This window comes from Pseudomonas sp. PsB (assembly GCF_043658375.1).
GTDB classification, from domain to species: domain Bacteria; phylum Pseudomonadota; class Gammaproteobacteria; order Pseudomonadales; family Pseudomonadaceae; genus Aquipseudomonas; species Aquipseudomonas putida_Z.
Genome location: NZ_JBIGLU010000010.1, coordinates 135,394 through 161,574 on the forward strand (window position 1 = coordinate 135,394; position 26,181 = coordinate 161,574).

General features: G+C 65.6%; 25 protein-coding genes and 1 pseudogene. 16 read left to right on the plus strand and 10 right to left on the minus strand.

Annotation, left to right across the window (positions count from 1 at the left end; all coding sequences use genetic code 11):
- Positions 1-12 precede the first annotated feature (12 nt).
- The 9 genes from ACGLHT_RS14850 (at position 13) to ACGLHT_RS14890 (ending at position 7,642) form a co-directional block, all read left to right on the plus strand.
- A complete protein-coding gene (locus ACGLHT_RS14850) occupies positions 13-1,347 on the plus strand; it encodes a lysine N(6)-hydroxylase/L-ornithine N(5)-oxygenase family protein (protein ID WP_013973130.1) in 1,335 nt (444 codons plus the stop codon).
- A 261-nt stretch (positions 1,348-1,608) separates the two neighbouring features.
- Positions 1,609-2,802 carry a PepSY domain-containing protein gene (locus ACGLHT_RS14855; RefSeq protein ID WP_274120931.1) on the plus strand — a complete coding sequence of 398 codons (1,194 nt, stop codon included), beginning with the start codon at positions 1,609-1,611 and terminating at the stop codon, positions 2,800-2,802.
- Positions 2,799-3,338 (plus strand): hypothetical protein, encoded by a 540-nt coding sequence (locus tag ACGLHT_RS14860; protein WP_025338676.1) that lies wholly within the window; start codon positions 2,799-2,801, stop codon positions 3,336-3,338. The genes ACGLHT_RS14855 and ACGLHT_RS14860 overlap by 4 nt, the downstream gene beginning before the upstream one ends.
- The gene (locus ACGLHT_RS14865) at positions 3,335-3,655 is read left to right on the plus strand and encodes a hypothetical protein (protein WP_025338675.1); all 321 of its coding nucleotides are present in this window, start codon (positions 3,335-3,337) and stop codon (positions 3,653-3,655) included. Before ACGLHT_RS14860 ends, ACGLHT_RS14865 begins: the two co-directional genes overlap by 4 nt.
- Positions 3,652-4,221, plus strand: a complete 570-nt coding sequence (locus ACGLHT_RS14870) for a DUF6162 family protein (RefSeq protein ID WP_274120930.1) — start codon at positions 3,652-3,654, stop codon at positions 4,219-4,221. Before ACGLHT_RS14865 ends, ACGLHT_RS14870 begins: the two co-directional genes overlap by 4 nt.
- A gap of 16 nt (positions 4,222-4,237) precedes the next feature.
- Positions 4,238-5,140, plus strand: a complete 903-nt coding sequence (locus tag ACGLHT_RS14875; RefSeq protein ID WP_137163615.1) for a metal ABC transporter substrate-binding protein — start codon at positions 4,238-4,240, stop codon at positions 5,138-5,140.
- Positions 5,137-5,883: a metal ABC transporter ATP-binding protein gene (locus tag ACGLHT_RS14880; RefSeq protein ID WP_274079015.1), complete on the plus strand. Its 747-nt coding sequence runs from the start codon at positions 5,137-5,139 to the stop codon at positions 5,881-5,883. Before ACGLHT_RS14875 ends, ACGLHT_RS14880 begins: the two co-directional genes overlap by 4 nt.
- Complete coding sequence (locus tag ACGLHT_RS14885; RefSeq protein WP_274120928.1) at positions 5,883-6,782, plus strand: metal ABC transporter permease; 900 nt, start codon at positions 5,883-5,885, stop codon at positions 6,780-6,782. Before ACGLHT_RS14880 ends, ACGLHT_RS14885 begins: the two co-directional genes overlap by 1 nt.
- Positions 6,779-7,642 (plus strand): metal ABC transporter solute-binding protein, Zn/Mn family, encoded by an 864-nt coding sequence (locus ACGLHT_RS14890; protein ID WP_274120927.1) that lies wholly within the window; start codon positions 6,779-6,781, stop codon positions 7,640-7,642. Before ACGLHT_RS14885 ends, ACGLHT_RS14890 begins: the two co-directional genes overlap by 4 nt.
- A 178-nt stretch (positions 7,643-7,820) precedes the next feature.
- Here the strand turns inward: ACGLHT_RS14890 and ACGLHT_RS14895 are convergent, their stop codons facing one another.
- The 5 genes from ACGLHT_RS14895 to ACGLHT_RS14915 form a co-directional block, all read right to left on the minus strand.
- Complete coding sequence (locus ACGLHT_RS14895) at positions 7,821-8,873, minus strand: DUF1615 domain-containing protein (RefSeq protein ID WP_025338670.1); 1,053 nt, start codon at positions 8,871-8,873, stop codon at positions 7,821-7,823.
- Positions 8,874-8,899: 26 nt separating this feature from the next.
- A complete protein-coding gene (locus ACGLHT_RS14900; protein ID WP_025338669.1) occupies positions 8,900-9,451 on the minus strand; it encodes a hydrolase in 552 nt (183 codons plus the stop codon).
- Between the two features lie 58 nt (positions 9,452-9,509).
- Entirely contained in the window at positions 9,510-10,229 is a 720-nt protein-coding gene (locus ACGLHT_RS14905) for a thioesterase II family protein (protein WP_274120926.1), read from the minus strand.
- Positions 10,226-10,447, minus strand: a complete 222-nt coding sequence (locus tag ACGLHT_RS14910) for an MbtH family protein (RefSeq protein WP_016711157.1) — start codon at positions 10,445-10,447, stop codon at positions 10,226-10,228. Before ACGLHT_RS14910 ends, ACGLHT_RS14905 begins: the two co-directional genes overlap by 4 nt.
- A 258-nt stretch (positions 10,448-10,705) precedes the next feature.
- Positions 10,706-11,107, minus strand: coding sequence for a hypothetical protein (locus ACGLHT_RS14915; RefSeq protein WP_025338667.1), 402 nt, complete (start codon positions 11,105-11,107; stop codon positions 10,706-10,708).
- 263 nt (positions 11,108-11,370) lie between these two features.
- Between ACGLHT_RS14915 and purU the strand changes: the two genes are divergently transcribed.
- From purU to ACGLHT_RS14945, 6 genes are read left to right on the plus strand one after another with little or no spacing between them, the layout of a single operon-like run.
- Positions 11,371-12,237 (plus strand): formyltetrahydrofolate deformylase, encoded by an 867-nt coding sequence (gene purU / locus ACGLHT_RS14920; RefSeq protein WP_274120925.1) that lies wholly within the window; start codon positions 11,371-11,373, stop codon positions 12,235-12,237.
- Positions 12,234-13,145, plus strand: a complete 912-nt coding sequence (folD, locus tag ACGLHT_RS14925) for a bifunctional methylenetetrahydrofolate dehydrogenase/methenyltetrahydrofolate cyclohydrolase FolD (RefSeq protein WP_274120924.1) — start codon at positions 12,234-12,236, stop codon at positions 13,143-13,145. Before purU ends, folD begins: the two co-directional genes overlap by 4 nt.
- Positions 13,127-14,368, plus strand: coding sequence for an FAD-dependent oxidoreductase (locus ACGLHT_RS14930; protein ID WP_274120923.1), 1,242 nt, complete (start codon positions 13,127-13,129; stop codon positions 14,366-14,368). The genes folD and ACGLHT_RS14930 overlap by 19 nt, the downstream gene beginning before the upstream one ends.
- Before the next feature lie 12 nt (positions 14,369-14,380).
- Positions 14,381-14,686, plus strand: coding sequence for a sarcosine oxidase subunit delta (locus ACGLHT_RS14935; RefSeq protein ID WP_274120922.1), 306 nt, complete (start codon positions 14,381-14,383; stop codon positions 14,684-14,686).
- Positions 14,683-17,586 carry a 2Fe-2S iron-sulfur cluster-binding protein gene (locus tag ACGLHT_RS14940; RefSeq protein WP_274120921.1) on the plus strand — a complete coding sequence of 968 codons (2,904 nt, stop codon included), beginning with the start codon at positions 14,683-14,685 and terminating at the stop codon, positions 17,584-17,586. The genes ACGLHT_RS14935 and ACGLHT_RS14940 overlap by 4 nt, the downstream gene beginning before the upstream one ends.
- Before the next feature lie 3 nt (positions 17,587-17,589).
- Complete coding sequence (locus ACGLHT_RS14945; protein ID WP_274120920.1) at positions 17,590-18,195, plus strand: sarcosine oxidase; 606 nt, start codon at positions 17,590-17,592, stop codon at positions 18,193-18,195.
- Positions 18,196-18,380: 185 nt separating this feature from the next.
- Here the strand turns inward: ACGLHT_RS14945 and ACGLHT_RS14950 are convergent, their stop codons facing one another.
- Entirely contained in the window at positions 18,381-18,644 is a 264-nt protein-coding gene (locus ACGLHT_RS14950) for a DUF3077 domain-containing protein (protein ID WP_023660664.1), read from the minus strand.
- 106 nt (positions 18,645-18,750) lie between these two features.
- Between ACGLHT_RS14950 and ACGLHT_RS14955 the strand changes: the two are divergent.
- Positions 18,751-18,924: pseudogene (locus ACGLHT_RS14955) on the plus strand (sarcosine oxidase); the annotation flags it as partial.
- A gap of 185 nt (positions 18,925-19,109) precedes the next feature.
- On the opposite strand, the gene ACGLHT_RS14960 reads toward ACGLHT_RS14955, so the two are convergent.
- From ACGLHT_RS14960 to ACGLHT_RS14975, 4 genes are all read right to left on the minus strand, one after another.
- Positions 19,110-19,373 (minus strand): DUF3077 domain-containing protein, encoded by a 264-nt coding sequence (locus ACGLHT_RS14960; RefSeq protein ID WP_023660664.1) that lies wholly within the window; start codon positions 19,371-19,373, stop codon positions 19,110-19,112.
- A 557-nt stretch (positions 19,374-19,930) separates the two neighbouring features.
- A complete protein-coding gene (locus tag ACGLHT_RS14965; protein WP_274120919.1) occupies positions 19,931-22,816 on the minus strand; it encodes an HD domain-containing phosphohydrolase in 2,886 nt (961 codons plus the stop codon).
- Positions 22,817-23,132: 316 nt separating this feature from the next.
- On the minus strand, positions 23,133-24,626 hold the full coding sequence (locus tag ACGLHT_RS14970; protein WP_274120918.1) for an aldehyde dehydrogenase: 1,494 nt from the start codon (positions 24,624-24,626) through the stop codon (positions 23,133-23,135).
- A 148-nt stretch (positions 24,627-24,774) separates the two neighbouring features.
- Positions 24,775-26,157: an aspartate aminotransferase family protein gene (locus ACGLHT_RS14975; protein WP_025338659.1), complete on the minus strand. Its 1,383-nt coding sequence runs from the start codon at positions 26,155-26,157 to the stop codon at positions 24,775-24,777.
- Positions 26,158-26,181: the final 24 nt, after the last annotated feature.

Sequence of the window (26,181 nt, forward strand, 5' to 3'; positions counted from 1 at the left end):
GGAATCGCAGCCATGAGCCAGCCCTCACAGCAGGAAACCATCAAAGATCTGATCGGCGTGGGCTTCGGCCCTTCCAACCTGGCCCTGGCCATCGCCCTGGAAGAACTCGCCGAGTCCCAGGGCCATGCCCTCGACGCGCTGTTCATCGACAAACAGCAGGACTATCGCTGGCACGGCGAAACCCTGGCCACCCAGAGCGAGCTGCAGATCTCGTTCCTCAAGGACCTGGTGTCGCTGCGCAACCCCACCAGCCCCTACAGCTTCGTCAACTACCTGCACCAGAAGCAGCGCCTGGCCGACTTCATCAACCTCGGCACCTTCTACCCCTGCCGCCTCGAGTACAACGACTACCTGCGCTGGGCCGCCGAGCACTTCGCCACCCAGGCGGTATATGGCGAGGAAGTGCTGCGCATCGAGCCGGACGTGCAAGCGGGCCGGGTCGAGCACCTGCGCCTGGTCTCGCGCGACGCCCAAGGCCGCGAATACAGCCGCCGCACCCGTTCGGTGGTGGTCGGCAGCGGCGGCACGCCGAAAATCCCGGAAAAGTTCGGCGCCTTCAAGGACGACCCGCGGGTATTCCATCACTCCCAGTACCTGAGCAGCCTGAACAAGCTGCCATGCACCGCCGGCAAGCCGATGCGCATTGCCGTGATCGGTTCGGGCCAGAGCGCCGCCGAGGCGTTCATCGACCTCAACGACAGCTACCCGTCGGTCAAGGTCGACATGATCCTGCGCGGTTCGGCGCTCAAGCCTGCCGATGACAGCCCGTTCGTCAACGAGATCTTCTCGCCGGACTACACCGACCTTGTCTACAACGAACCAGCCGACCAGCGCAGCAAGCTGCTGGGCGAATACCACAACACCAACTATTCGGTGGTCGACCTCAACCTGATCGAACGCATCTACGGCATCCTCTACCGGCAGAAGGTCGCCCACCAGTACCGCCACAACGTGCTGTGCCGGCGCCAGGTCGAAGCCGTGGTGGCCACCCGCGAAGGCCTGGAACTGACCCTGCGCGACCTCGCCACCGGCCAGCAGCAGACCCACCGCTACGACGCGGTGATACTTGCCACCGGCTACGAGCGCCGCTCGCACCGTGACCTGCTGGCGCCCCTGGCAGGCTACCTGGAAGATTTCAGCGTCGACCGCAACTACCGCGTGCTGGCCAGCCCCGACCTGCAGGCCTCGGTGTACCTGCAGGGCTTCTGCGAAAACAGCCACGGCCTGAGTGACACCCTGCTCTCGGTGCTGCCGGCGCGCGCTGCGGAAATTGGCCGCGCGCTGTACCAGGACCTGGCGCAGCTGCACGGCAAGCCGCAACCGGCAGTGGCCCTGACCCGCGCCTGATCCCCTAGGCATGTAACAGGACCTGTAGGAGCAGCCTTGTGCTGCGAAGAGGCCGGTACTGACAACAGAGATGCATTGTCAGTACCGGCCTCTTCGCAGCACAAGGCTGCTCCTACAGGGTCGCGCCAGCTTTCAGGTTTCTTTGCCTGAAACATTTGCTTGCATTTAAAACGGCAGGTTTTCGATTCTCATTCGTCCTTATCAATACAGCCCCTCTTTGGCTGGGCACACGCTCGACTCCCCATTGCAGAAGACCGTCAGATGGCCAAATCACCGAAAAAATCCAAATCCAGGCTGTGGTTCCTGGTCCACAGCTGGCTCGCCTTGCCGATCTGGTTCTTTGTCCTGATCGTCTGCTTCACCGGCATGCTCGCGGTGGTCAGCCAGGAAATCGTCTGGCTGGCCGACCCGGCCGTGCGCGCCAACAAGCCCGACGCTGACGCCGAGCGCCTGAGCTTCCAGCAGGTACTGGACGCCCTGCACAAGGCCGAGCCGGACATGGTGGTGGAGCGGTTGATCCAGCCCGACGGTTCGCACTTTGCGGTCAAAGCCAATGTCACCCTGCCTGACGGCACCAGCCCGACGCTGTATGTAAACCCCTACACCGGGGCCATCCAGGGCAAGACCCCGGACTTCAACTTCGAAGCCTTCACCCGCGCCCTGCACGGCTGGTGGCTGGTACCGTTCACCAGCGGTTTCAGCTGGGGTTGGTACCTGGTGTCGCTGCTCGGCCTGCCCATGCTGGCTTCGCTGGTCACCGGCCTGGTGGTGTACAAGAAATTCTGGAAGGGCTTCTTCAAGCCGGTGCGCACCGGCCATGGTTCGCGGATTTTCTGGGGCGACTTGCACCGCCTGGCCGGGGTCTGGTCAATCTGGTTCATTGCGGTCATTTCCATCACCGGCACCTGGTTCCTGATCCAGGCGATCCTGGCCGACAACCACATCACCATTTCCAGCCGGCCCATCGTGCCGGTGATCGCCCGTGAGGACGTGCCGCAAACCCCGAATGGCAGCCCGGCAACGCGCATCGACCTGGATGAAGCGGCACGCATCGCCGGCCTGGCGGTCCCGGGGCTGGACATCAGCTTCATCTCGCTGCCGGCCACCGCCTACAGCCACATCACCCTGGCAGGGCCAGGCTGGTACCCGCTGATGTTCCAGAGCGCCTCGGTAAACCCATACACGCGTAATGTCGACAGCCAGTTCCTGATCAGCGACCGCTCCGCCCTGGAGTTCGTCACCGAGTCGATGCGCCCGCTGCACACCGGCGATTTCGGCGGCCTGCCGATCAAGCTGGTGTGGTTCTTCTTTGGCCTGGTCCTCACCCTGATGGTGTTCAGCGGCTTACTGATCTGGACCAAACGCACCGCCCAGGCCACCGCCGCCGCCCTCAAGCGCAGCGAGCGCGCACCGCGCATGGCGCGCCATGAACCCACCGCGGAGATCCGCCCATGAGCCAGGCCCAAGCCGTGCCCGTCAGCCCGCTGAAGCAACTGTGGCTGAAATGGCGTTTTCACCTGAACATCCTGCTGATCCTCATCCCGCTGGGCTTCATGCCCAAGTACTTCGCCGACGCCAAGCTGTTCCGCGGCGAAGCGGGGCTCGGCGCCAATGTGATCAACGACATCCAGGTCGGCCCCTATACCCTGGACCTGGCCGAGATGCGTGACGAGGCGCCCCGCGCCGACGGCCCTGCCGGCCACTTCAAGGTCTTCAATGCATCGCTGTGCAAGGCCTGCGTCAACGGCGTCAAGGCGGCCTACCTGCGCATCGGCAAACCGCGCAGCCTGCGCGCCGCCGGCACGATTTTCTTCGGTGCACCGTACAACATGGGCACCTCGTTGCCGATCCCGCCACGCACCAAGCCCGACGCGCAGATCTGGATCACCCTGGAAGGCTGGGACGGCAGCATGCACCAGGCGTCGGTCCCCCTGGCCAAGGCATCGCCAGCCACCGTGGCCTGGCTCGAGAAACAAGGAGGCAATAAATGAAACACCTGATGCGCACCCTCGCCCTGCCCTTGCTGGTGCTGGCCGCCGGCCCGGCCCTGGCGCACAACCCGATGTGCGAGTGCGAAGAACTGCCTGGCGGCCAGGTCAAGTGCACCGGCGGCTTCTCGGATGGCAGCGGTGCCCCCGGGGTAACCCTGGACGTGATCGCCTACGATGAACAGGTGCTGGTCGGCGGCAAGCTCGGTGACGATTCGACCCTGACCTTCAAGCGCCCGGACGGCGAGTTCTACGTGCTGTTCGATGCCGGCCCCGGGCACGTGGTGGAAGTCGACCACGCCGATATCGCCCAGCCATGAGCCGCGCCCAAGTGATTCGCCCGGCCGGTGCCGGGCACGAAACCCTGTACGTGCTGCTGGTCAGCCTGCTGATCGTGGTACTCGCCACCAGCGTGGTGCTGCTGCGCGGCGAACGCGAGGATGAACAGGCCATCGCCAGCCACCAGATCGACGCCCGTCGCGACCTCACCGCCGCCGAGCAAGGCCTGTACACCGACCTGCGGGTGGCCTTCGACGAAATCCAGCTGCTGCGTGAAGAAAACGCCGCCGCGCCCAGCGTACAGGCCCTGGCCGAGGAAGGCCTGCCGCCGTTCGTGGTCGATGCCGGCAGCCAGAGCCGCGGCAGCCACCAATGGTCGTGGCTGGAGACCGGGGCCTACCTCGGCCGCAGCCAGGCCCCGGAAGTGGCCGGCAGCCTGCTGCTGATCCTGCCGGCCGACAGCACCCGCCAGGCCGATGTCTGGCTGCGCCGCGACAGTGCCGCCGTGCCCCCGGACGACCTTGGCCAGGCCGCCCTGATCGCCGCCGGCTGGCAGCAGGTGGTCAGCCATTACGACGCCGGGGTCACCCGCGAACACCGTCACTGAACCCAAGGACTCCCCCATGCTCCGCTCCGCCCTCGCCCTGCTCCTGGCCCTTGCCCTGCCGGCACAGGCCCTGGCCGATAACGGCAAGCCCCTGCGTATCGGCATTACCCTGCACCCCTACTACAGCTATGTGAGCAACATCGTCGGCGACAAGGCCGAAGTGGTGCCGCTGATTCCGGCGGGGTTCAACCCCCATGCCTACGAGCCACGGGCCGAGGACATAAAGCGCATCGGCACCCTGGACGTGGTGGTGCTCAACGGCGTTGGCCATGACGATTTCGCCGACCGCATGATCGCCGCCAGCGAAAAGCCCGGCATCAACACCATCGAGGCCAACCAGAACGTACCCTTGCTGGCGGCCACCGGCATTGCCGCCCGTGGCGCCGGCAAGGTGGTCAACCCGCACACCTTCCTGTCGATCAGCACCACCATCGCCCAGGTCAACAACATCGCCCGCGAACTGGGCAAGCTCGACCCGGACAACGCCAAGCTGTACACGCAAAACGCCCGCGCCTATGCCAAGCGCCTGCGCACGCTGCGTGCCGACGCACTGGCCAAGGTCACCGAGGCGCCCAGCGCCACCTTCCGGGTCGCCACCATCCATGCCGCCTACGACTACCTGGTGCGCGACTTCGGCCTGGAGGTGACTGCGGTGGTCGAGCCAGCCCATGGCATCGAACCCAGCCCGGCCCAGCTGAAAAAGACCATCGACCAGCTCAAGGTGCTGGACGTGCGGGTGATCTTCTCGGAAATGGACTTCCCGTCGGCCTATGTCGAAACCATCCAGCGTGAATCCGGCGTGCGCCTGTACCCGCTGACGCACATCTCCTACGGCGAATACACCAAGGACAAGTACGAAGTGGAGATGAAGCGCAACCTCGACACCGTGGTCCGCGCCATCCAGGAGAACCGCGCATGACCGCCGCCGCCAACCTGGTAACAGCCTGCGGGCCGCGCATCGAGTTTGCCGGCATCGACCTGACCCTGGGTCGCACCCGCATCCTCGAACAGGTCAGCTTCAACGTCGCCGCCGGCAGCGTGCATGCCATCGTCGGCCCCAACGGCGGCGGCAAGAGTTCGCTGATCAAGACCCTGCTCGGGCAGATGCCGCACCAGGGCCAGCTGACCCTGCACTGGCCCGGCGAACGCGAAGTGATCGGCTATGTGCCGCAGGCGCTGGAGTTCGACCGTGGCCTGCCGATGACCGTGGACGATTTCATGGCTGCCATGTGCCAGCACCGCCCCGCCTTCCTCGGCCTGTCGCGCCGTGTGCAGCCGGCCATCGACGCGGCCCTGGCGCGGGTCGGCATGCTCGACAAGCGCAAACGGCGCATGGGCGCGCTTTCCGGTGGCGAACGCCAACGCGTGCTGCTGGCCCAGGGCCTGATCCCCGAGCCGCAACTGCTGGTGCTGGACGAACCGATGTCGGCCCTGGATGAAGCCGGCATCCAGGTGTTCGAACAACTGCTGCAGGGCTGGCGCCAGGCCGGCACCACCGTGCTGTGGATCGAACACGACCTGGAAGCCGTGCTGCGCCTGGCCGACCGGGTTACCGGCCTGAGCCGCCAGGTACTGTTCGACGCCCCACCCGCCCAGGCCCTTACCCCAGAGCGCCTGCTCGGCCTGTTCTCCGTTCACCCGCGTAGCGAGAGCCTTGCCTGATGAGTTTCGAAATCTTTCGGCAAACGGTCCAGGACTGGGCCGCTGCCGGCTACCTGCCCGAGGCGCTGGCCTACGGCTTCGTGGTCAACGCTTTGCTGGCCGGTTTGATGATCGGCCCGGTGCTGGGCGGCCTGGGCACCCTGGTGGTGGTCAAGCGTTTTGCCTTCTTCTCCGAGGCGGTCGGCCATGCCGCGCTGACCGGCGTGGCCATCGGCATCCTGCTGGGCGAGCCCTACACCGGCCCCTACGGCAGCCTGTTCGGCTACTGCCTGCTCTTCGGCATCTTGCTCAACTTCCTGCGCAACCGCACCGGGCTGTCGCCGGACACGCTGATCGGCGTGTTTCTGTCGGTGTCGCTGGCGCTGGGCGCCAGCCTGCTGCTGATGCTGGCGGGCAAGATCAATGTGCACATCCTCGAGAACGTGCTGTTCGGCTCGGTGCTGACCGTCAGCGGCCAGGACCTGGTGGTGCTGGGCATCGTCGCGGTGCTGGTGCTAGCATTGGCCGTGCCGCTGTACAACCGCATCATGCTGGCCAGTTTCAACCCCCAGCTGGCGGCCGTGCGCGGGGTGGCGGTGAAAACCCTGGACTACCTGTTCGTGGTGCTGGTGACCCTGGTCACCGTGGCCTCGGTGAAGGTGATCGGGGCGATCCTGGTCGGGGCGCTGCTGGTGATTCCCGCTGCCGCCGCACGCCTGGTCAGCCAGTCGCTGAAGGGCTTTTTCTTCCTGTCGGTGCTGATCGCCACGCTGAGCACGTTGCTCGGCATCCTGCTGCCGATCGTTTTCGACCTGCCGGTGCCGTCCGGCGCCGCGATCATCCTGGTCGCGGGCATCTGCTTCGCCCTGGCGGCGCTGGCCCGCGCCCTCGTCCCCCGCCTGCAAGGAAACCCGGCATGAACCTGAAACGCCTGACCCTGGCGCTGGCCCTGGCCGGCCTGCCCTCGCTGTCTTTCGCCACGCAAGTGCTGACCACCCTGCCCGTCACCCACAGCCTGGCCAGCGCCCTGCTCGACGGCACCACGGTGCAGCTCACGCGTGCAGCACCCGCCAACTTGCCTGCCAGCCGCCAACCTTCCTATTTCAGCGGGCGCGGTGGCGCCAGCCTGCACAAGGCCGCGCAGCAGGCCGACGCGGTGATCGGCGTGCGCTCGATCTGGCGTGACGACCCGCTGTACCCGATGGCCCGGCGCAGCAATATCCGGATCGTCGAGATCGACGCCGCACGGCCGGTGGACGGCGCGCTGCCGGGTATTGCGGTGAGCGGTGACGAGGCCTATGGCGCCTACCCCTGGCTCAACCCGACCAACTTCGGGCGCATGGCCGACGTGGTAGCCAATGACCTGGAGCGGTTGGCGCCGGGCGACAAGGCGAAGATCCAGGGCAACCTGGCCGGGCTCAAACGCCAGTTGCTGGAGCTCTCGGCCAGCAGCCAGACACGCCTGGCCAAGGTCGACAACCTGACGGTGGTGAGCCTGTCGGAGCGACTGGGTTATCTGGCCAGCGGGTTGAACCTGGACATGGTCGAGCAGCCGCTGCCGGCCGAGTGGGATGCCGCTGCGCTGAAGGCGCTGGGGGACAACCTGAAGGCGCAGGATGTGGCGCTGGTGCTGGACCATCGGCAGCCGGAGGCGGCTGTAGCCGAGGTGATCAAGGCGTCCGGGGTGAAGCTGGTGGTGGTGGAAAGTGACCCTGAGGATGCGTTTGCCGGGTTGAAGGCCAGTGTGGATCAGGTAGTTGCCGCCCTGGGCGAAAGCTGATGTTCTCCTCGCAGTCCCACAGGCCTGCACGGTCCCTGTGTAGGAGCGGCCTTGTGTCGCGATGGGCTGCGCAGCAGCCCCAAGGGTTCAGCGGTGATGCACAATCTTGGGGCTGCTGCGCAGCCCATCGCGACACAAGGCCGCTCCTACAGGACCGCGCTCGACAGCCAGGCCACCATCAACGCTTCATGCACCGCTGATAACGCTCATCAACCCGCCCGGCAAACCACGCCGTGGTCAGCTTGCGGGTGATCTTCGGGCTTTTCAGCTGAATCCCCGGCAGCACCGCCCGTGGCACCGGCTTGCCGGCCGCGGCATCAGCAAGGGCAAACACCCCGCTGTACAGCTTGCTGTCCTCGAAGGCCAAGCTATCGCCCTCCTCCAGCTGGCTGCGGATCTGCGGGTTGCGCAGGCCCAGCTTCCCTCCCAGTTTGCGCGCCGCCTTTTCCGTGGTCCCGGGCATGATCGAGCCCGGCGCCACCAGGTCGCCATCCAGCGCCAGCGTTACCCCCGTCACCTTGCTCAGTGCCGCCTGAAATGCCGCATTGCGGCTGGCGTACCAGCCCGCGTTGAAATCGGCAAAGCGGTACAGCTGGCGATCGTAGTTGGCCGAATAGCCCAGCAAATGGGCGATACCGAAATACATGCCGCCGCGCCGGGTGAACACTTCCTGGCGAATGCTGCCGTCGTGGCTGTAGGGGTAATCCCGCGCATGCTTTTCGGCAAAGTCGATGCTGACCTGCATCGGCCCACCGGTATGCACCGGGTTCAGCCCGCCCAGCAAGGTCTTGCCCAGCGGCACGCGAGCGATGACTTCGTCATACAGTTCGCTCAACTGCTTCTCGCTGCGCACCGCCTGCAAACGTTGCTGGTAGCTCTTGCCATTACCCGACGGCGTCTTCAGTGCACCATCGACCAGCAGCTTGGGGATATGCAGGCGCGCGGCGCGGCGGTCGATTTCCTCCCGGGCGATACGCCCCAGGTTGGGCACCTGCGGGTCGGCATTGAAGGTCGACTCCTGTTCGGTCACCGCCAGCACCGCGCACAGGTTGCTCTTGCTGGGAGCAATACGCTGGGCCTCGAACGCCACCTGAATGTCCCGGGCCCAGCCCTCACGGTCCTTGGCCTGGGCGGGCAACAGCCGCAGCAGTTGGGCGCGGACCTTGGCCGGGTCCGCCTCGGGTGCTTCCTCACGGCGCCCGGCGCAGCCTTGCAGCAGCGCCAGGGCCATCAACCCGGCAGCCAGTAACCGGCCGTTCAGGGCTGTTCACCGACCAGGTAGGTCTTGCTGATGTGCCGGAACAGCGGGTGGCCGGCACTGCCCATAAGCTCGAACAAAACCATTTCGCGGGTCACCACCTGCGCCCCCGCAGCCCGCATGCGCGCCAGCCCTGCGGCCTTGCTCGCCGGGGTACGGCTGTCGCAGGCATCCTCGACCACGAACACCTGCTTGCCCAGTGCCAGCAGGCCAAGCACGGTCTGCAGCACACAGACGTGGGTTTCCATGCCACAGACAATCACTTGCTCGCGCGCCATCAAACTCGCTGGCAGGCACTCGGCGGCCACGCAGGAAAAATGGCTTTTCTCCACCACCTCGGCGGCCGGCGCTGCGGCCAGCAGCTCGGCCAGGGTATGGCCCAGGCCCTTGGGGTACTGCTCGGAAATCACCGTCGGCAGTTCCAGCTCGTTCGTCGCCGCCAGCAACCAGCGGGCCCGCGCGCGGGTGCCTTCAGGGTCGCTCATGGCGCCGATGAGTTTTTCCTGGATGTCGACGACCAGCAGCGTGGCCTTGTGGGGATCGATCAGCATTGTCTGCCTCTTGCCTGGGAAAAGGCCTAGCCTCCCCCAAGGCAAGCGGTGCCGTCAATCAGGCGGACAGCCGAAGCGGTTGCAGCGACGCGGTCAGCGCAGCGAGCACCCGGTCCTCATGCTCATGGATGAAGAAGTGGCCGCCAGGGAACATCTGCAGCGAGAACGCCCCGTGGGTTTCCTTGCGCCAGGCCTGCAACTGCTCGTCACTGGCGCGGTCCTGCATGCCGCCCAACACGTGCAGCGGGCACTGCAAGGCCGGCCGCTGCCGGTAGGCGTAGGTACCACACAGCAGGAAGTCGGCGCGCAGGGTGGGCAAGGTCAGGCTCATCAGCTCGGCGTTGGCCAGCACTTCCTCGGGCGTGCCCTGAAGCTCGCGCAACTCGCCGATCAACTCGGCGTCGCTCTTGGGCTCGCGCCAGTTCTTGCCGTCGTAGTCCTCGCGGCGGGTCGGCGCTGCGGTACCGCAGGCGAACAGGGCCAGTGGCGCCGGGCAGCCCAGCGCCTGCAACTCATGGGCAAGTTCAAATGCCAGCAAGGCGCCCAGGCTATGGCCGAGCAGCGCGTAGGGGGTGCTGGCCGCCAGGCGCTGTTCGGCGGCCAGTTGCCGGGCCAGGGCCTGCATGTTGGTGTGCAGTGGCTCGGCCATGCGCGCACCACGCCCGGGCAGTTCCACCGGGCGTACCTGCAGCCACGTCGGCAGCTTGCGCCGCCAGCGGCTGTAGACCATGGCGCTGGCCCCGGAATACGGCAGGCACAGCAGGTTCAGTGCAGTCACTGGGCGGCGGCTTCGGCCATTTTCTGGCGCAGGCTCAGCGGGCGCATGTCGGTCCAGACTTCATCGATATAGGCCAGGCATTCCTTCTTCAGGCCGCTCTTGCCTACGGCACGCCAGCCGTTGGGGATGGCTTTGTAGTCGGGCCAGATCGAGTATTGCTCTTCGTGGTTGACCACTACCTGGAACTGGATATCGTCGCGGTCGAAAACGGAAGTCATTGCCTGTCTCCTTGAGTGATGAATGCCGCTGCGCGCCTGGCGCAGGGGGGCTTTCAAGTAGACGTAGCATGCGGCGAAAAAATTAGTGGGGCTGATGCGGTCCTTGTAGGAGCGGCCTTGTGTCGCGATCGGGCGCGCAGCGGCCGTAATCCAGGCGACCCAGACCTGCCAGGAAGACCGGGGTTGCAGGCTTTGCGGCCGCTGCGCGCCCGATCGCGACACAAGGCCGCTCCTACAAAGACCGCGCCGGGCAGGTCTTCAGGTGTCACGCAACAGGTCGTGGGTATCGAGCAAGCGGAAGGCCACCTGCGGGTTGCGCTCCAGCCCACGGCGGATCGCCGCCGGGATCGACTGCCGGGTCTTGCGGCACAGCCCGGGCTGGTCGTCCAGTTCGATGACGATGCCACGCATGGTCCGCACTTCGTTGAAACCAGGGGCGATATGCACGCGGATGCCCAGGTTTTCGTACATCCGTTGCTGCAGGCGTTGCAGGTCTTCCAGGTCCTTGAGGTTTTCCAGGCGGTCGAGCAGGCGCTTTTCTTCCTGGCGGGTCAGCAGGAGGATGCGCTGGGCTGTCTGCGGGTGGTCGGCCAGGTGTTCGCGGCCACAAATGCAGGCGCCAGGTGGGCACGGTTGGCGCAGGGATGGAGAACTGGTCATGGGGCAAGCATAGCCAGTTTTTGTGCCGCCTGTGCGGGCCCTATCGCCGGCAAGCCGGCTCCCACAGGAGCCGCGATGGCGTTAAAAAACTTTCCTGTCAGGATAAAAAATTTCACAAACCTCTAGACCGCTACCCCTGACTTCGCCTATAAATCGCCAAAAGGAAATTTATATTCCTGTCAAGAAACATAACTTCGCCTCCCGCGAAGCCTCTTTTGCCCTTGTGCCCGACCTGCCCCACTCCATCACGAGGCCTATCCGACATGCATCCCGCTCCCGATCACTTCATCCTGCGCGTCAGCTGCCCGGCCGTGTCCGGCATCGTCGCCGCGGTGACCACCTACCTGGCCGAGCACGGTTGCTACATCAGCGAGATGGCGCAGTTCGACGACGAGGACAACGGGCGCTTCTTCATGCGCGCGGTGTTCCGCTACAACACCGGTGTCACGGGTGACACACCGCAGCTGGAAGCCGGCTTTGCCGATGTCGCCCAGCGCTTCGACATGCAGTGGAGCCTGCACAGCAGTGCCCGGCCGATGCGCGTGCTGCTGATGGTGAGCAAGTTCGACCACTGTCTATCCGACCTGCTTTACCGCCATGCCAAGGGCGAGCTGGACATGCAGATCACCGCCGTGGTCTCCAACCACCTGGACCTGCGCCCGATGGCCGAGCGCCAGGGCATCCGTTTCGTCTACCTGCCGGTCAGCAAGGACACCAAGGCCGAACAGGAAGCCGCGCTGCTGCGCATCGTCGAGGACACCGGCACCGAACTGGTGGTGCTGGCGCGCTACATGCAGATCCTCTCCGACGACCTGTGCCGCCAGCTGTCGGGCCGGGCGATCAACATCCACCATTCGTTCCTGCCCGGTTTCAAAGGCGCCAAGCCCTACCACCAGGCCTACCAGCGCGGGGTGAAGCTGATCGGCGCCACCGCCCACTACGTCACCAGCGACCTCGACGAAGGCCCGATCATCGAGCAGGAAGTGCAGCGCGTGGACCATGCCTACGCACCGGATGACCTGGTGGCCATCGGCCGCGACACCGAGACCATCGCCCTGTCCCGCGCCGTGAAATACCACCTTGAGCACCGGGTGTTCCTGAACCACGCCCGCACGGTGATCTTCAAATGAACGCCATTCCCGGTATCAAGCTGATCGACGGCAAGGCCACCGCGGCGCGGGTGCTGGCCGAGGTACGCGAGCAGGTGCAGGAACTGCGCCAGGGTGGCGTGCAGCCGGGCCTGGCGGTGGTGCTGGTGGGCACCGACGCTGCCAGCCAGGTGTACGTACGCAACAAGGTGCTGCGTGCCGAAGAGGTGGGCATCCGCTCGCTGGAGCATCGCCTGCCCGCCGACACCAGCCAGGCCGAGCTGCTGGCCCTGATCGAGCGCCTCAACCGCGCCCCCGAGGTCAACGGCATCCTAGTGCAATTGCCGTTGCCGGCCCATATCGACGAACACCGCATTCTCCAGGCGATCAGCCCACTGAAGGATGTGGACGGTTTCCACAGCGAGAACGTCGGCGGCCTGGCCCAGGGCCGCGATGTGCTCACCCCGTGCACGCCCAGCGGCTGCATGCGCCTGCTGCGCGATGCCTGTGGCGAACTGCGTGGCAAGCATGCGGTGGTGGTCGGCCGCTCGAACATCGTCGGCAAGCCCATGGCCGCCCTGCTGCTGCAGGCCGACTGCACGGTGACCGTGGTGCACTCGCGCAGCCGCGACCTGCCGGCGTTGTGCCGCCAGGCCGACATCCTGGTGGCCGCAGTGGGCAAGCCGCGGCTGATCGGTGCCGACTGGCTCAAGCCCGGCGCGGTGGTGATCGATGTCGGTATCAACCGCATCGTCGAAGGCGGCCACAGCCGCCTGGTCGGCGATGTCGACTTCGCCGCCGCACTGCCCCAGGTGGCCGGCATCACCCCGGTGCCCGGCGGCGTCGGCCCGATGACCATCGCCTACCTGATGAAAAACACCCTGCTCGCCCTCGACCTGCAACAACAGGCCGTCCACCAGGAGCGCACCCCATGCCTTTCGCCCTGCTGAAATACGGCCTGAGCGCCGACTACCCGGTGGAGGTCGACCTGCCACCACCGTGCGAACTCAAGCCACGCTATGACGTGGTGATCATCGGCGGCGGCGGCCACGGCGTGGCCATCGCCTACTACCTGGCCAAGTACCACGGCATCACCAATGTCGCCGTGCTGGAAAAGGCCTACCTGGGCGGCGGCAACACCGCGCGCAACACCGCGGTGATCCGCTCCAACTACCTCACCAGTGAGGGTGTGCGCTTTTACGCAGAATCGGTGCGCATGTTCCAGAACCTGTCGAACGAGTTCGACTTCAACATCATGTATTCCGAGCGCGGCCAGCTCACACTTGCGCATACCGACGCCACCGTGCGCGCCTTCCGCCAGCGCGCCGAGGTCAACAGGCACTTCGGTGGCCGCACGGAAATGATCGACCGCCAGCAGATCCGCGAACTGGTGCCAAGCCTGAACCTGGACCCGGGCCACCTGCCAGTGCTGGCCGGCCTGTGGCACATCGACGGCGCCACCGCGCGCCACGACGCAGTGGCCTGGGGCTACGCCAAGCAGGCGGCCAAGCGCGGCGTCGAGATCCACCAGCTGACCGAAGTGCAGGACCTGCTGATCCGCAATGGCCGCATCGAGGCGGTGAAGACCAACCGTGGCACCGTGCAGTGCGGTTGCGTGGTACAGGCCGTGGCCGGGGCCAGTTCGCTGCTGATGGCCAAGGCCGGCATCCGTGCGCCGATCCACACCTACCCGCTGCAGGCCATGGTCACCCAGCCGTTCAAGCCGTTCCTCGATCCGCTGGTCAGCTCGTCGGCGCTGCACTGCTACGTGCAGCAGACCAGCCGTGGCGAGATCGTCTTTGGCGGCGGCTCCGACCCCTACCCGCTGTACAACACCCGCTCCACCCTCGACCTCAAGGAAAGCCTGCTGGCCCACGCCATCGAGATGTTCCCGTTCATGGCCAACGCCAAGCTGATGCGCCAATGGGCCGGGATCACCGACATGACACCGGACTACAGCCCGATCATGGGCCTGTCGCCGGTGCACAACTATTACCTGGACGCCGGCTGGGGCACCTGGGGTTTCAAGGCCACGCCGATCTGCGGCAAGACCATGGCCGAGCTGGTCGCCAGTGGCGGCAAGGTGCCGGAACTGATCGCACCCTTTGCCCTGGAGCGCTTCAGCCGCTTCCAGCAAGTCAACGAAATGGGCGCCACCGCGGCCAGCCACTAAGGAGCGACGACGATGAAGATCCTGACCTGCCCCTTGAACGGCCCGCGCAATATCAGCGAGTTCACCTACGGCGGCGAATTCAGGCACATGCCCGACCCGGCCAGCTGCAGCGACGCCGAATGGGCCGACTATGTGTTCAACAGCGACAACCTGGCCGGGGTGGTGACCGAGTGGTGGCTGCACAACGCCTCCAGCTACTGGTTCCTGGCCGAACGCCACACGGTGAGCGACCAGGTGCTGCGCACCTTCGACCCGAAAGAACTGTTCGACCGCCGCGTCGACTTCTCCCCCGCCGCCACCCCGGAGATTGCCGGATGAACAGCCACACTCGCCTCCCCGCACCCATGGGCCTGCTGATCGACCGCGAGCGGCCCCTGCACTTCCAGTTCGACGGCCAGGCCTGCCAGGGCTTTGCCGGTGACAGCATCGCCAGCGCCCTGCTCGGCAGCGGCCGCTGGCTGCTGTCGCGCTCGTTCAAGTACCACCGCCCGCGCGGCCCGCTGAGCATGGCCGGGCAGGATGCCAACACCCTGGTGCAGCTGTCGGACGAGCCCAATGTGCTGGCCGACCTGGAAGCCGCCCGCGATGGCCAGGTGGTCGAAGGGCAGAACTTCAACGGTAGCCTGGCGCACGACCGCGATGCCTACCTGGGCAAGTTTTCGCGCTTCATGCCGGTCGGCTTCTATTACCGCTCGTTCTACAAGCCCAAGGGCATGTGGAAAGTGTGGGAGCCGCTGATCCGCAAGAAGGCCGGCCTGGGCGTGCTCGACCTCGGTTTCAGGCCGCAGTATTACGACAAGGCCTATCTGTTCGTCGATCTGGCCGTCATCGGCGCTGGCCCGGCGGGCCTGCGTGCGGCACTGGACGCGGCCAATGCCGGGGCCAAGGTGTTGCTGATCGAACAACAGCCGGTGCTTGGCGGCTCGCTCACCTACGCCCGCTTCGACATTGCCGGCACCCGCGCAACCGGCCTGCGCCAGGAACTGCTGGCGGCCGTCGAAGGCCACCCGAACATCCAGGTGCTGCTGGAAGCCACCTGCAACGGCTGGTTCACCGACAACTACCTGCCGGTGATCCAGCACAAACGCCTGTACAAGGTGCGCGCCAGCCGCTGCCTGGTGGCGGCCGGTGCGTTCGACCAGCCGGTGGTGTTCCGCAATAACGACCTGCCGGGGGTCATGCTGACCAGCGCCGCGCAGCGGCTGATGAAGCTGTACGCGGTCAAGCCGGGCCAGCGTGCGGTAATTCTCACCGGCCACGATGACGGCTACCTCGCCGCCCTCGACCTGCAGGAGCAAGGCGTGGCCGTGGCCGCGGTGGTCGACATGCGCGCCGCGCCAGCCGATGCCGCAGTGGCCGCCGAACTGAAGCGCCGCGATATACCCGTGCACCTGGGCAGCACCGTGTACGAAGCCCTGCACGAAGCGGGCATGCGCCACGTGAGTGGCGTGGATATTCGCCCGATCACCGGCCAGGGCAAGGTCGGCCCGCATGGCCTGCGCCTGGCCTGCGACCTGCTGTGCATGTCGGCAGGCTACATGCCGGTGTACCAGTTGCTGTGCCAGGCTGGCGGCAAGCTGGCCTACGATGTGAACCGCGATGAATTCGCCATCAGCAACCTGCCGGCCGGGCTGGATATCGCCGGCTCGGTGAATGGCCGTCACGCACTGGGCAATGTGCTGGCCGACGCCACTCGCGGGGCTGCCGATGCGCTGGCAGCGCTGGGCCTGGAAGCGCCGGCGCAACCTGTGTTCAGTGCCGAAGCCAAGGTCAACTTCCCCTGGCCGATCTTCCCCCACCCCAAGGGCAAGGATTTCGTCGACTTCGACGAAGACCTGCAAGTGCGCGACATCGTCAACGCCACCCGCAGCGGCTACCGCGACGTGCAGCTGGTCAAGCGCTTTTCCACGGTCGGCATGGGCCCGTCCCAGGGCCGCCACTCGGCGCTGCCGACCGCCCGCCTGGTGGCCCACGCCACCGGGCGCAGCATCAGCGAAACCGGGGTGACCACCGCCCGGCCACCGTTCCAGGCGGAAAAACTGGCCCACGTCGCCGGCCGCGCCTTCGACCCGTACCGGCAAACACCAATGCACCGCCGCCACCTGGAAGCCGGGGCGAAGATGATGCCGGCCGGCCTCTGGCAGCGCCCGGCCTATTATGGCAAGCCCGAGGAACGCGAACGCTGCATGCAGGAGGAAGCCCACCATGTGCGCGAGAAGGTCGGCCTGATCGACGTTTCCACCCTCGGTGGCCTGGATGTGCGCGGCCCCGACGCCGCCGAACTGCTGGAGCGCCTTTACACCTTCGGCTTCGCCAAGCTGGCCATCGGCCGCACCCGCTACGCACTGATGACCAACGAGCACGGCGTGGTGATCGATGACGGCGTGTGCGCCCGGCTGGGCGAGCAGCACTTCTACGTCACCGCCACCACCAGCGGCGTCGACCGCATCTACCAGCAGATGCTGAAGTGGAACGCGCAATGGCGCCTGGATGTGGACGTCACCAACGTCACCGCCGCCCTGGCCGCGGTCAACCTGGCCGGGCCGCTGTCACGCCAGGTGCTTGCCAAGGTATGTGACGATGTGGACCTGTCGGCCGAGGCCTTCCCTTACCTCGGCGTACGCCAGGGCACCGTGGCCGGTATTGCCGCACGCATCCTGCGGGTGGGCTTTGTGGGTGAACTGGGCTACGAAGTGCACGTGCCGGCGCGCCACGCCGAGCGCCTGTGGGATGCCTTGATGCAGGCCGGCGCGGGGTTGGGCATTCGCCCGTTCGGCGTCGAGACCCAGCGGCTGCTGCGCCTGGAAAAAGGCCACGTGATCATCAGCCAGGACACCGACGGCATGACCCACCCGGCGGAGATCGACATGCAATGGGCGATCGGCCGCAAGAAGCCATTCTTCGTCGGCAAGCGCTCGATCGAGATCCTCGAAGCGCAGCCGCTCAAGCGCAAACTGGTCGGCTTCACCCTGCCCAAGGGCAGCCCACAGCCGCTGGAGGGGCATCTGGTGCTGGACGGGGCGGATATCAGCGGCAACGTCACATCCTGCGAATACTCGCAAACCCTGGGGCAGATCATCGGCCTGGCTTACGCCGGTGCCCATCAGGCCACGCCTGGCATGCACATCCCGATCCGCGTGGAGGGCGGCGTGATGGTCAATGCCAAGGTGGTGCCCCTGCCGTTCCACGATCCCGACAACCTGCGCCAGGAGCTCTGAGCCATGACCAGTTTGCAAGCCGAAGCTTTTATTCCACGCAGCCCGCGGGCCGAGCTGTTGCACAACTGCGCGTTGACTGACCTGACCGATCTGGCACGGGTCGGGTTTCGAGGGGGCGACAGTGCCGCTTGCCTGCAGGCGCGTGGCTACCGCTTGCCATCGCTACCCAACCAGGCCGTGCGCCAGCAAGACGGTGGCTGGGTAGCGCGCTTGTCGCAGACCGAGTACCTGCTGTTGGGCAGCCTGGCGGACGGCGGTGCACGGGTGGCTGCCGAAGAGGCCGGGTGGGTGCAGGATGCCCGGCGCAACTACCTGCTGCCGCGCCAGGATAGCCATGCCTGGCTGCAGCTGTCGGGGGAGTATTGCAGCGCGGTGATGGCCAAGTTGTGCGGGGTGGACTTGCGCGCCCAGGCGTTTCCCGTTGGGGCGGTGGCGCAAACCTCGGCGGCGCGGATCAACGTGATCGTGCTGAATGTGGGGAGCGATGAGAGGCCGGCGTTGCAGTTGCTGTTTGATCGGGCGTCGCTGGCGTATTTCCGTGAAGCGGTACTGGATGCCATGGATGAGTTCGATGGTGGGTGGGTCGGGGTGGATGAACTGATGCATTGACCTGCGCCGGCCTGCCCTGTTCCTCATTAACGGCGCGATTCCTGTAGAAGCGGCCTTGTGTCGCGAAAGGGCCGCAAAGCGGCCCCGGCGTTTTTGCGGTGATGCACAGATCGTTGGGGGCGCTCCGCACCCCTTTCGCGACACAAGGCCGCTCCTACAAAGTAATCACGCAGATCTGCGATACCTCAGTGCTTCATGCCCAGCTCGGCATCATCCATCAGCGCCTTGGCCATTGCGCTCAGGTAATGGGCGGCCCAGATCATCATCGGTTTCTCATCCATCAGGCCGGTGATTGTCAGTTCGCGGACATAGCCCATCAATTCCGAGGACTGCTCGCGGGCATCGCGACAGGGGATGCCGGGCTCGATGCGGAACAGTGGATGGGTGCCGTTTTCGCCTTGGTAGAAGGTGGTCTTGCCGACGGTGAATTGGGTGTCTTCTGTGGTCATTGGTGAATCCCCCTGAAATATCTCGACTGCCTGAGCCGGCCCTTTCGCGGGTAAACCCGCTCCCACAGGTACTGTGCAAGTCTTGAAGTCTGTGGTGATCCTGTGGGAGACCTCGGCGGCGCGGATCAACGTGATCGTGCTGAATGTGGGGAGCGATGAGAGGCCGGCGTTGCAGTTGCTGTTTGATCGGGCGTCGCTGGCGTATTTCCGTGAAGCGGTGCTGGATGCCATGGATGAGTTCGATGGTGGGTGGGTCGGGGTGGATGAACTGATGCATTGACCTGCGCCTGCCTGCCCTGTTCCTCATGAACGGCGCGATTCCTGTAGGAGCGGCCTTGTGTCGCGAAAGGGCCGCAAAGCGGCCCCGGCGTTTTTGCGGTGATGCACAGATCGTTGGGGGCGCTTCGCCCCCCTTTCGCGACACAAGGCCGCTCCTGCAAAGTAATCACGCAGCCCTGCGATACCTCAGTGCTTCATGCCCAGCTCGGCATCATCCATCAGCGCCTTGGCCATTGCGCTCAGGTAATGGGCGGCCCAGATCATCATCGGTTTCTCATCCATCAGGCCGGTGATGGTCAGTTCGCGGACATAGCCCATCAATTCCGAGGACTGCTCGCGGGCATCGCGACAGGGGATGCCGGGCTCGATGCGGAACAGTGGATGGGTGCCGTTTTCGCCTTGGTAGAAGGTGGTCTTGCCGACGGTGAATTGGGTGTCTTCTGTGGTCATTGGTGAATCCCCCTGAAATATCTCGACTGCCTGAGCCGGCCCTTTCGCGGGTAAACCCGCTCCCACAGGTACTGTGCAACTCCTGAGTACGGTGAAGATCCTGTGGGAGCGGGCGTGCCCGCGAAGAGGCCAGAGCAGGCAACACATTACTTCTGCCCTAGTGCAAAGTGCTGCGCCCATTGGGCATCTGCACCTGGATCAAGGTGTCTTCGAAGGAATGGGGGGATGTGGGGTGGATCGGGGACAAATTTCAGCATGCTTTGGTATCCATTTGTTGGGCCACCACCGGCCTGCTGTCAAACAGGTAGGTGGCAGCTGTACATAGGTTGACAGACCGGCGGATACCAGAACCGGCGCACGCGAACGTGCCCCATGCACAGCCACCATGAAGGGCAAAGCCATGCGAAGTATCTCGTCGCGGCCTGTCAAAGCCGATCGCTGATGTGCAGCGACCCGCCGAGACTAGAGCGCTGCCAAAGCGGCCGCAACGGGAAACAGGCGGCGTGAGTATCTTTGGGAAATAGCCTACAAGGAAGGGGCTAAATCTGATTTTTCGTTCAAGCCGGGCAACGCATCTGCCCCAACCAGTACGCCACATCCACCTCGTCGATCTGCTCGGCACGCAGGAACCGCTCGGCATACTGGCGGTACACCCCGCTGCTGAGGAACAGCTCCAGCAACTGGCCGTCGATGTGCCCGCCACGGGCCATGCCCACCAGGATTTTCACCGACTCGGACAAGGTCTTCGGCGCCTTGTAGGGCCGGTCGGCCGCGGTAAGCGCCTCGAAGATGTCGGCAATGGCCATCACCCGCTCGGCAATGCCCAGGTCCTGCTTGCCCAGCCTGCGCGGGTAGCCGCTGCCGTCCATTTTCTCGTGGTGGTTGCCAGCGATGTCCGGAACCCGCTTGAGCTGGCGAGGGAACGGCAAGGAACTGAGCATGATGATGGTCTGCACGATGTGTTCGTTGATCTTGAAGCGTTCCTCGTCATTCAGCGTGCCGCGGCGGATCGCCAGGTTGTACAGCTCGCCGTAATTGCTGGCACAGGCCGGCAGGCGCATGTCGAAGCCCCAGCGGTTGCGCGGGTCGTCCTTGGCCACCGGCGGCTTGCGGGGGCCCCAGGGTACGCAATGCTCGGGGCGGTCGGCCAGCAGTGGCTCGTCAACCGGTAGCGCAGGTGGAGGCACGTCGGCAAAGCGCTCCAGCTCATCACGGGAGATGCCCAGGCGGTTGTCGAAATGGCGCTGCCAAAGGCGCTGGCCAATCTGCTGCAGGCGCTCGATGTCGGCGTCCTGCATGAACTCGCCGCCGATGTTGGCCTGGGCGACGAAGGCGAAGTCGTCCTGCAGCTGCGCCTGGCTGCGCACCAGGGTGGCTTGCAGCGCCTGCCGGTCGCCACCGCTGGCCAGGCCTTGCCAATAGGCCAGCTCGGCATCCCGCCAGAGTACCTCGAAACGCATGCGTACCTCGTGGATACGGTTGTACAAGGTTTCCAGCTTGGTCGCCTTGTCCACCACATACTCGGGGCTGGTGACCTTGCCACAGTCGTGCAGCCAGGCCGCGACGTGGAATTCGTAGCGTTCAGCCGCGGTCATGTTGAAACTGGCGTACGGGCCGGTTTCAGCCGCCACCGCCTGGTCCAGCAGCATCTGCGCCAGTTGTGGCACCCGCTCGCAATGGCCACCGGTATAGGGGCTCTTGGCATCGATGGCATCGGCCAGCAACTTGATCATGGCATCCAGCAGGCGTTGCTGGGCTTCGGCCAGCTGGCGCGTCTCGATCGCCACCGCCGCCACCCCGGACAGTTCCGCGACAAAGCTGCGCAACGGCTGGCCTGCCTGCTCGTGTACATGTCCATCGCCCAGTTGCAGGATCAATATGCCCAGCAGCGCCTGGCTGCGGTCATTCAGCACCAAGGCCAGGGTGCCCTCATGCAGGCCGAGGGCCTGGCTCACTGCCGTGGCCAGGTGCTGCTGGGCAGTTTCATCCACGGCCAGCTCGCCAGGGTACTGCTCGCCATGGCAGGCAGCGGCCAGGCGCAGCAAGGCGTGTTCGGCATCGAACAGGTAAACCACGCCGGCACTGCCCCCGGCGGCTTCCACCAGATGGGTCAACACACCGTCGAGCATGCGTTCCAGGTCGCGCTCGCTGCTGAGTGTGAGGGTAATCGCCTGGAAGCTGCGGATGGTGCCGGACATGCGGCTGAGCACGCGGCTCAGCTCACGCACCTCGGACACCCGCGAGCGCACCCCGACTTCGCGGCTGAAATCAAAACCCGCCACGCCTTGCAGCTGTTCGGCCAGCAGCCGCAACGGGCGGCCGATGCGCCGGCCGAGCACACCACCGAGCACCAGCAGCACGGTTATCAGGGCGGCGGTCCAGAGCAACTGTTCGAGCAGTACCTTGCGCGCACCGGCCAGCAACTCATGGCCTGGCACGGCAATCAGCACCTGCAGGTCCTGCCCGGCCAGGTTGGTCAGTTGCACGCGCATGCCATACCAGGTCTGGCCGTCCACCTGATAAGGCTGCGGCCGGGTGCCTTGCGGCAGGTCGGCGTAAAGGTGCTGCAGGCTGGGGATGCCCAGTTCGCCGATGCGCGACAAGCGCACGGCCTGCCCTTCGTGCACGATTACCCGCTGCAGGTCAGGGTAGGCCACCACGCTGCCCTGGTCGTCGACCACGACGATCTCGGTGCCGGGGGTCATGCGCAGGCCCTGGGTCTCGCTGGCCAGGTCGTCGACCGAAACGTCCATGCCGATCACCGCCCCGCCGTCGACACTGCGCTGGGCCATGGTCAGGCCGATCTCGCGGGTGGTGAAGAACACATAGGGATGGGTCAGCACGGTGGTGGGTTGGGCGCTGGCTTCGACAAACCACGGGCGCGTGCGCGGGTCGTAGCGGTATTCGGGCTTGGCCTGGGCCTGCAGCAGGTTCAGCGCGTGGTCGTAGAAGCGCCACTCACCCTGCACCGCCCCACCCTCACGGCTGACGCTCTGCACCAGGAAAACGGTGCCCGGCGGCGCGGCGAAACGCTGCAGCAACTGCGGGTCGCGCAAGCGGCGCACCAGCAGGAACTCACCACTGGGGTAACCCATGTAGGCAGCACTGAGCATGCGGTTGGCGTCCAGCGTCTCGACCAGTTGCGGCAAGCGTTCCAGGCGCTGAGCCGGGGTTTGCGCGGCCGGGTTGTGGGCGAGCAGGCGGATACTGCTGTGCACCGGGTCGATCAGGCGCCGGGCGCGCTCGTCGATGGTCTTGCCTATTTGCTGGGCAGAATCACCCGCTGCGGCCACCAAGGTCTGGCGAATGCCGTGATAGCCCTGCCAGGCCAGGGCGGCGCCGAGCAGCAACATGCCCAGCACGATGGCGAGTGCCACCAGCCACTGCAGTGAAATGCCACGTCCGGCGTTGCCAGCAGCACGACCATTCGACACGCAGCCCATCTCAGGTACTCCATGTATGGCGGTTTGACGGGGCAGCCAGGACGATCATGCAGGCCGAAGCCATTCGCAGGCAGCGAGACGGGGGCGTGGCGGCACATAGCCCAGCCCCATCTTGGCAGCAGTGTAGAGCGGACCCGAGCTTTCTGCCGGGTTGGCAAAGAAAATTAACGGAACGCCATGAATGATCCGGATACCGCGTCGCCTGCTTCGCGGGCTTGCCCGCTCCCACAGGGACCGCGCAGCACCTGAGCCAGTGCAGTACCTGTGGGAGCGGGGCAAGCCCGCGAAACAGGCGACGCGGTAAAGATCGGATGTATCAGGCGCGCAACTGGTACCAGGTGGTCTTGAGCTGGGAATACTTGTCGAACGAGTGCAGCGACAGGTCGCGGCCAAACCCGGACTGCCTGCCGCCGCCAAACGGCACCGTCACGTCCAGCGCATCGACCGTGTTCACCGACACGGTGCCGGCCTTCAACGCCCGCGCCACGCGGTGCACCTGGTTGAAGTCATCGCTCCACACCGACGCCGCCAGCCCATAGATGCTGTCGTTTGCCAGGCGCACGGCCTGCTCTTCGCTGTCGAAGGCACTGACCGCCAGCACCGGCCCGAATACCTCCTCCCGCGCCAGGCTCATACGGCCATCGACACCGGCAAAAATGGTCGGCTCGATGTAATTGTCCGAGCCGTCGATAGTCAGGCGCCGGCCACCACACACCATCCGCGCCCCGTCCTGCCCGGCACGGGCGATGGCGGTTTCGATCCGGCCGGTCTGCCCGGCATCGACAATCGCACCGGCACGGCTCGCCGGGTCCAGCGGGTTGCCAGGCAGCCACTGGCGGGCCTTGGCCTGCAGGCGCTCGATGAACTCGTCATGGATGGAACGTTGCACGTACAGCCGCGAGTTGGCCGAGCACACCTCACCCTGGTTGAAGAAGATACCGAATGCCGCCTTTTCCGCAGCCAGGTCCAGGTCCTGGCAGTTTTCGAACACCAGGTTGGGGCTCTTGCCGCCGCACTCCAACCATACCTGCTTGAGGTTGGACTGTGCCGAGTACTGCATGAAGTACTTGCCCACCTGGGTGGAGCCGGTAAACACCAGGCAATCCACATCCGGGTGCAGGCCCAGCGCCTGCCCGGCCTGCTCACCCAGGCCCGGCACCACGTTCAGCACGCCTTCCGGCACACCGGCCTGCAGCGCCAGCTGGGCCAGGCGCAAGGCCGAGAACGGTGATTGCTCGGCGGGCTTGAGCACCACGCTGTTGCCGGCAGCCAGCGCCGGGGCGAGCTTCCAGGCGGCCATGTCGAGCGGGAAATTCCACGGCACCACGGCGGCGACCACGCCGAGGGCTTCGCGGGTGATGGTGGCCAGCGCGTTGGGCGCGGTGGGTGCCACCTGGTCGTAAAGCTTGTCCAGCGCCTCGCCGTACCAGGCAAACACCTGCGCCGAGCCCGGCACGTCGATGTTGTAGGCGTCCATGACCGGCTTGCCCATGTTCAGCGAGTCGAGCAGGGCCAGTTCTTCGCGATGGGCCATGATCAGCTCGGCCAGGCGCAGCAGCACTTTCTTGCGCTCGCCCGGGGCCATGCGCGGCCATGGGCCTTGTTCGAAAGCCCTGCGGGCGCTGGCGACGGCCAGGTCGACCTCGGCCTGGCCGCAGGCGGTGACCTGGGCCAGCACCTTGTTGGTGGCGGGGTTGATGGCGGCGAAGGTGGCGCCGTCCTGTGCGTTGACGGGCTTGCCGTCGATCAGTGCATTGGCCGGGAGGTAGAGGTCCGAGGCACGTTGTTGCCAGAATTCGAGGGTGTACATTTGTACTCCTGGTAGCTGTTGGAGCAATTTTCCTAGGGGCTACGCGGTTCCTGTGGGAGCGGGCGTGCCCGCGAATCAGGCGACACGGTGGATGGCACCGGCTTCGCCGGTGTTCGCGGGCTTGCCCGCTCCCACAGGGATCAGCGGTCTAGAGCTTGCCGACCAGGCGCGCCGTGCGGTCCACGGCGATGCGGGTCTTCTCCACCAGCTCATCCAGCTCGCTGTGGTTGGCGATCAGCGCCGGCGCCATGATCATCCGGCCCAGGGTGGAGCGAATGATCACCCCTTCCTCGAAACCGAAGGTGCGGCACTGCCAGGCCAGGTCATTCTCGTTGGCGAAGCGCTTGCGCGTCGGCTTGTGCTCGGCGAACTGCAGCGCCGCCACCAACCCGGCGCCCTGCACCTGGCCGATCAACGGGTGGTCGGCAAACACCTCGCGCAGGATGCGCTGCAGGTACGGCCCGGTGTCGTCCTTCACCTGGCGCACGATGCCTTCGTCACGCAGCGCCTTCAGGTTGGCGATGGCCACCGCCGCCGCCACCGGGTGGCCGGAATAGGTCAGGCCGTGGGCGAACACCCCGCCCCGCTCCACCAGCGCCTCGGCAATGCGCTTGCTCAGCACCAGGCCGCCCATGGGCACGTAGCCGCTGGTCAGGCCCTTGGCGATCGACAGGGTGTCGGGCTCGAAGCCGAAGTACTCGTGGGCGAACCATTCGCCAGTGCGGCCAAAGCCGCCGATCACTTCATCGGCGCACAGCAGCACATCGTACTGGCGGCAGATGCGCTGGATCTCGGGCCAGTAGCTTTCCGGCGGGAAGATCATGCCGCCCGCGCCCTGGAACGGCTCGGCGATAAAGCCGGCGACGTTCTCGGCACCCAGTTCGAGGATTTTCTCCTCCAGTTGCAGGGCGCAGCGGCGGCCGAACTCGGCCGGGGTCAGCTCGCCGCCCTCGGCGTACCAGTACGGTTCGTCGATGTGCGCCACATCCGGGATCAACCCGCCCATTTCGTGCATGAACTTCATGCCACCCAGCGCCGTGGCGGCCAGGGTGGAGCCGTGGTAACCGTTCCAGCGGCCGATCATGATCTTCTTGTTCGGCTGGCCGACCACCTGCCAGTAGCGGCGCACGGTACGGATCAGCACCTCGTTGGCCTCGGAGCCGGAGTTGGTGTAGATCGCGTGGCTGTAGTGCCCCGGCAACAGGCTGAACAGCAGCTCGGACAGTTCGATCACCGCCGGGTGGGTGGTGTGGAAGAACATGTTGTAGTAGGCCAGCTGGTCCATCTGCGTGGCTGCGGCGGCGGTCAGGTCGCGGCGGCCGTAGCCGAGCTGGGTGCACCACAGGCCGGACATGCCATCCAGGTAGCGCTTGCCCTCGCTGTCCCACAGGTGCAGGCGTTCGCCACCGACGATCACTCGCGGCCCTTCGGCGTTCAGCGCCTTCTGGTCGAGGAAGGCATGGATGTGGTGCGCGGCATCGGCTGCCTGGTAGTCACGGGTCTGGCGTTGCGGGGCGAAAGGCGCATTCATTGTTGGTTTTCCTTTGCGGTGGGG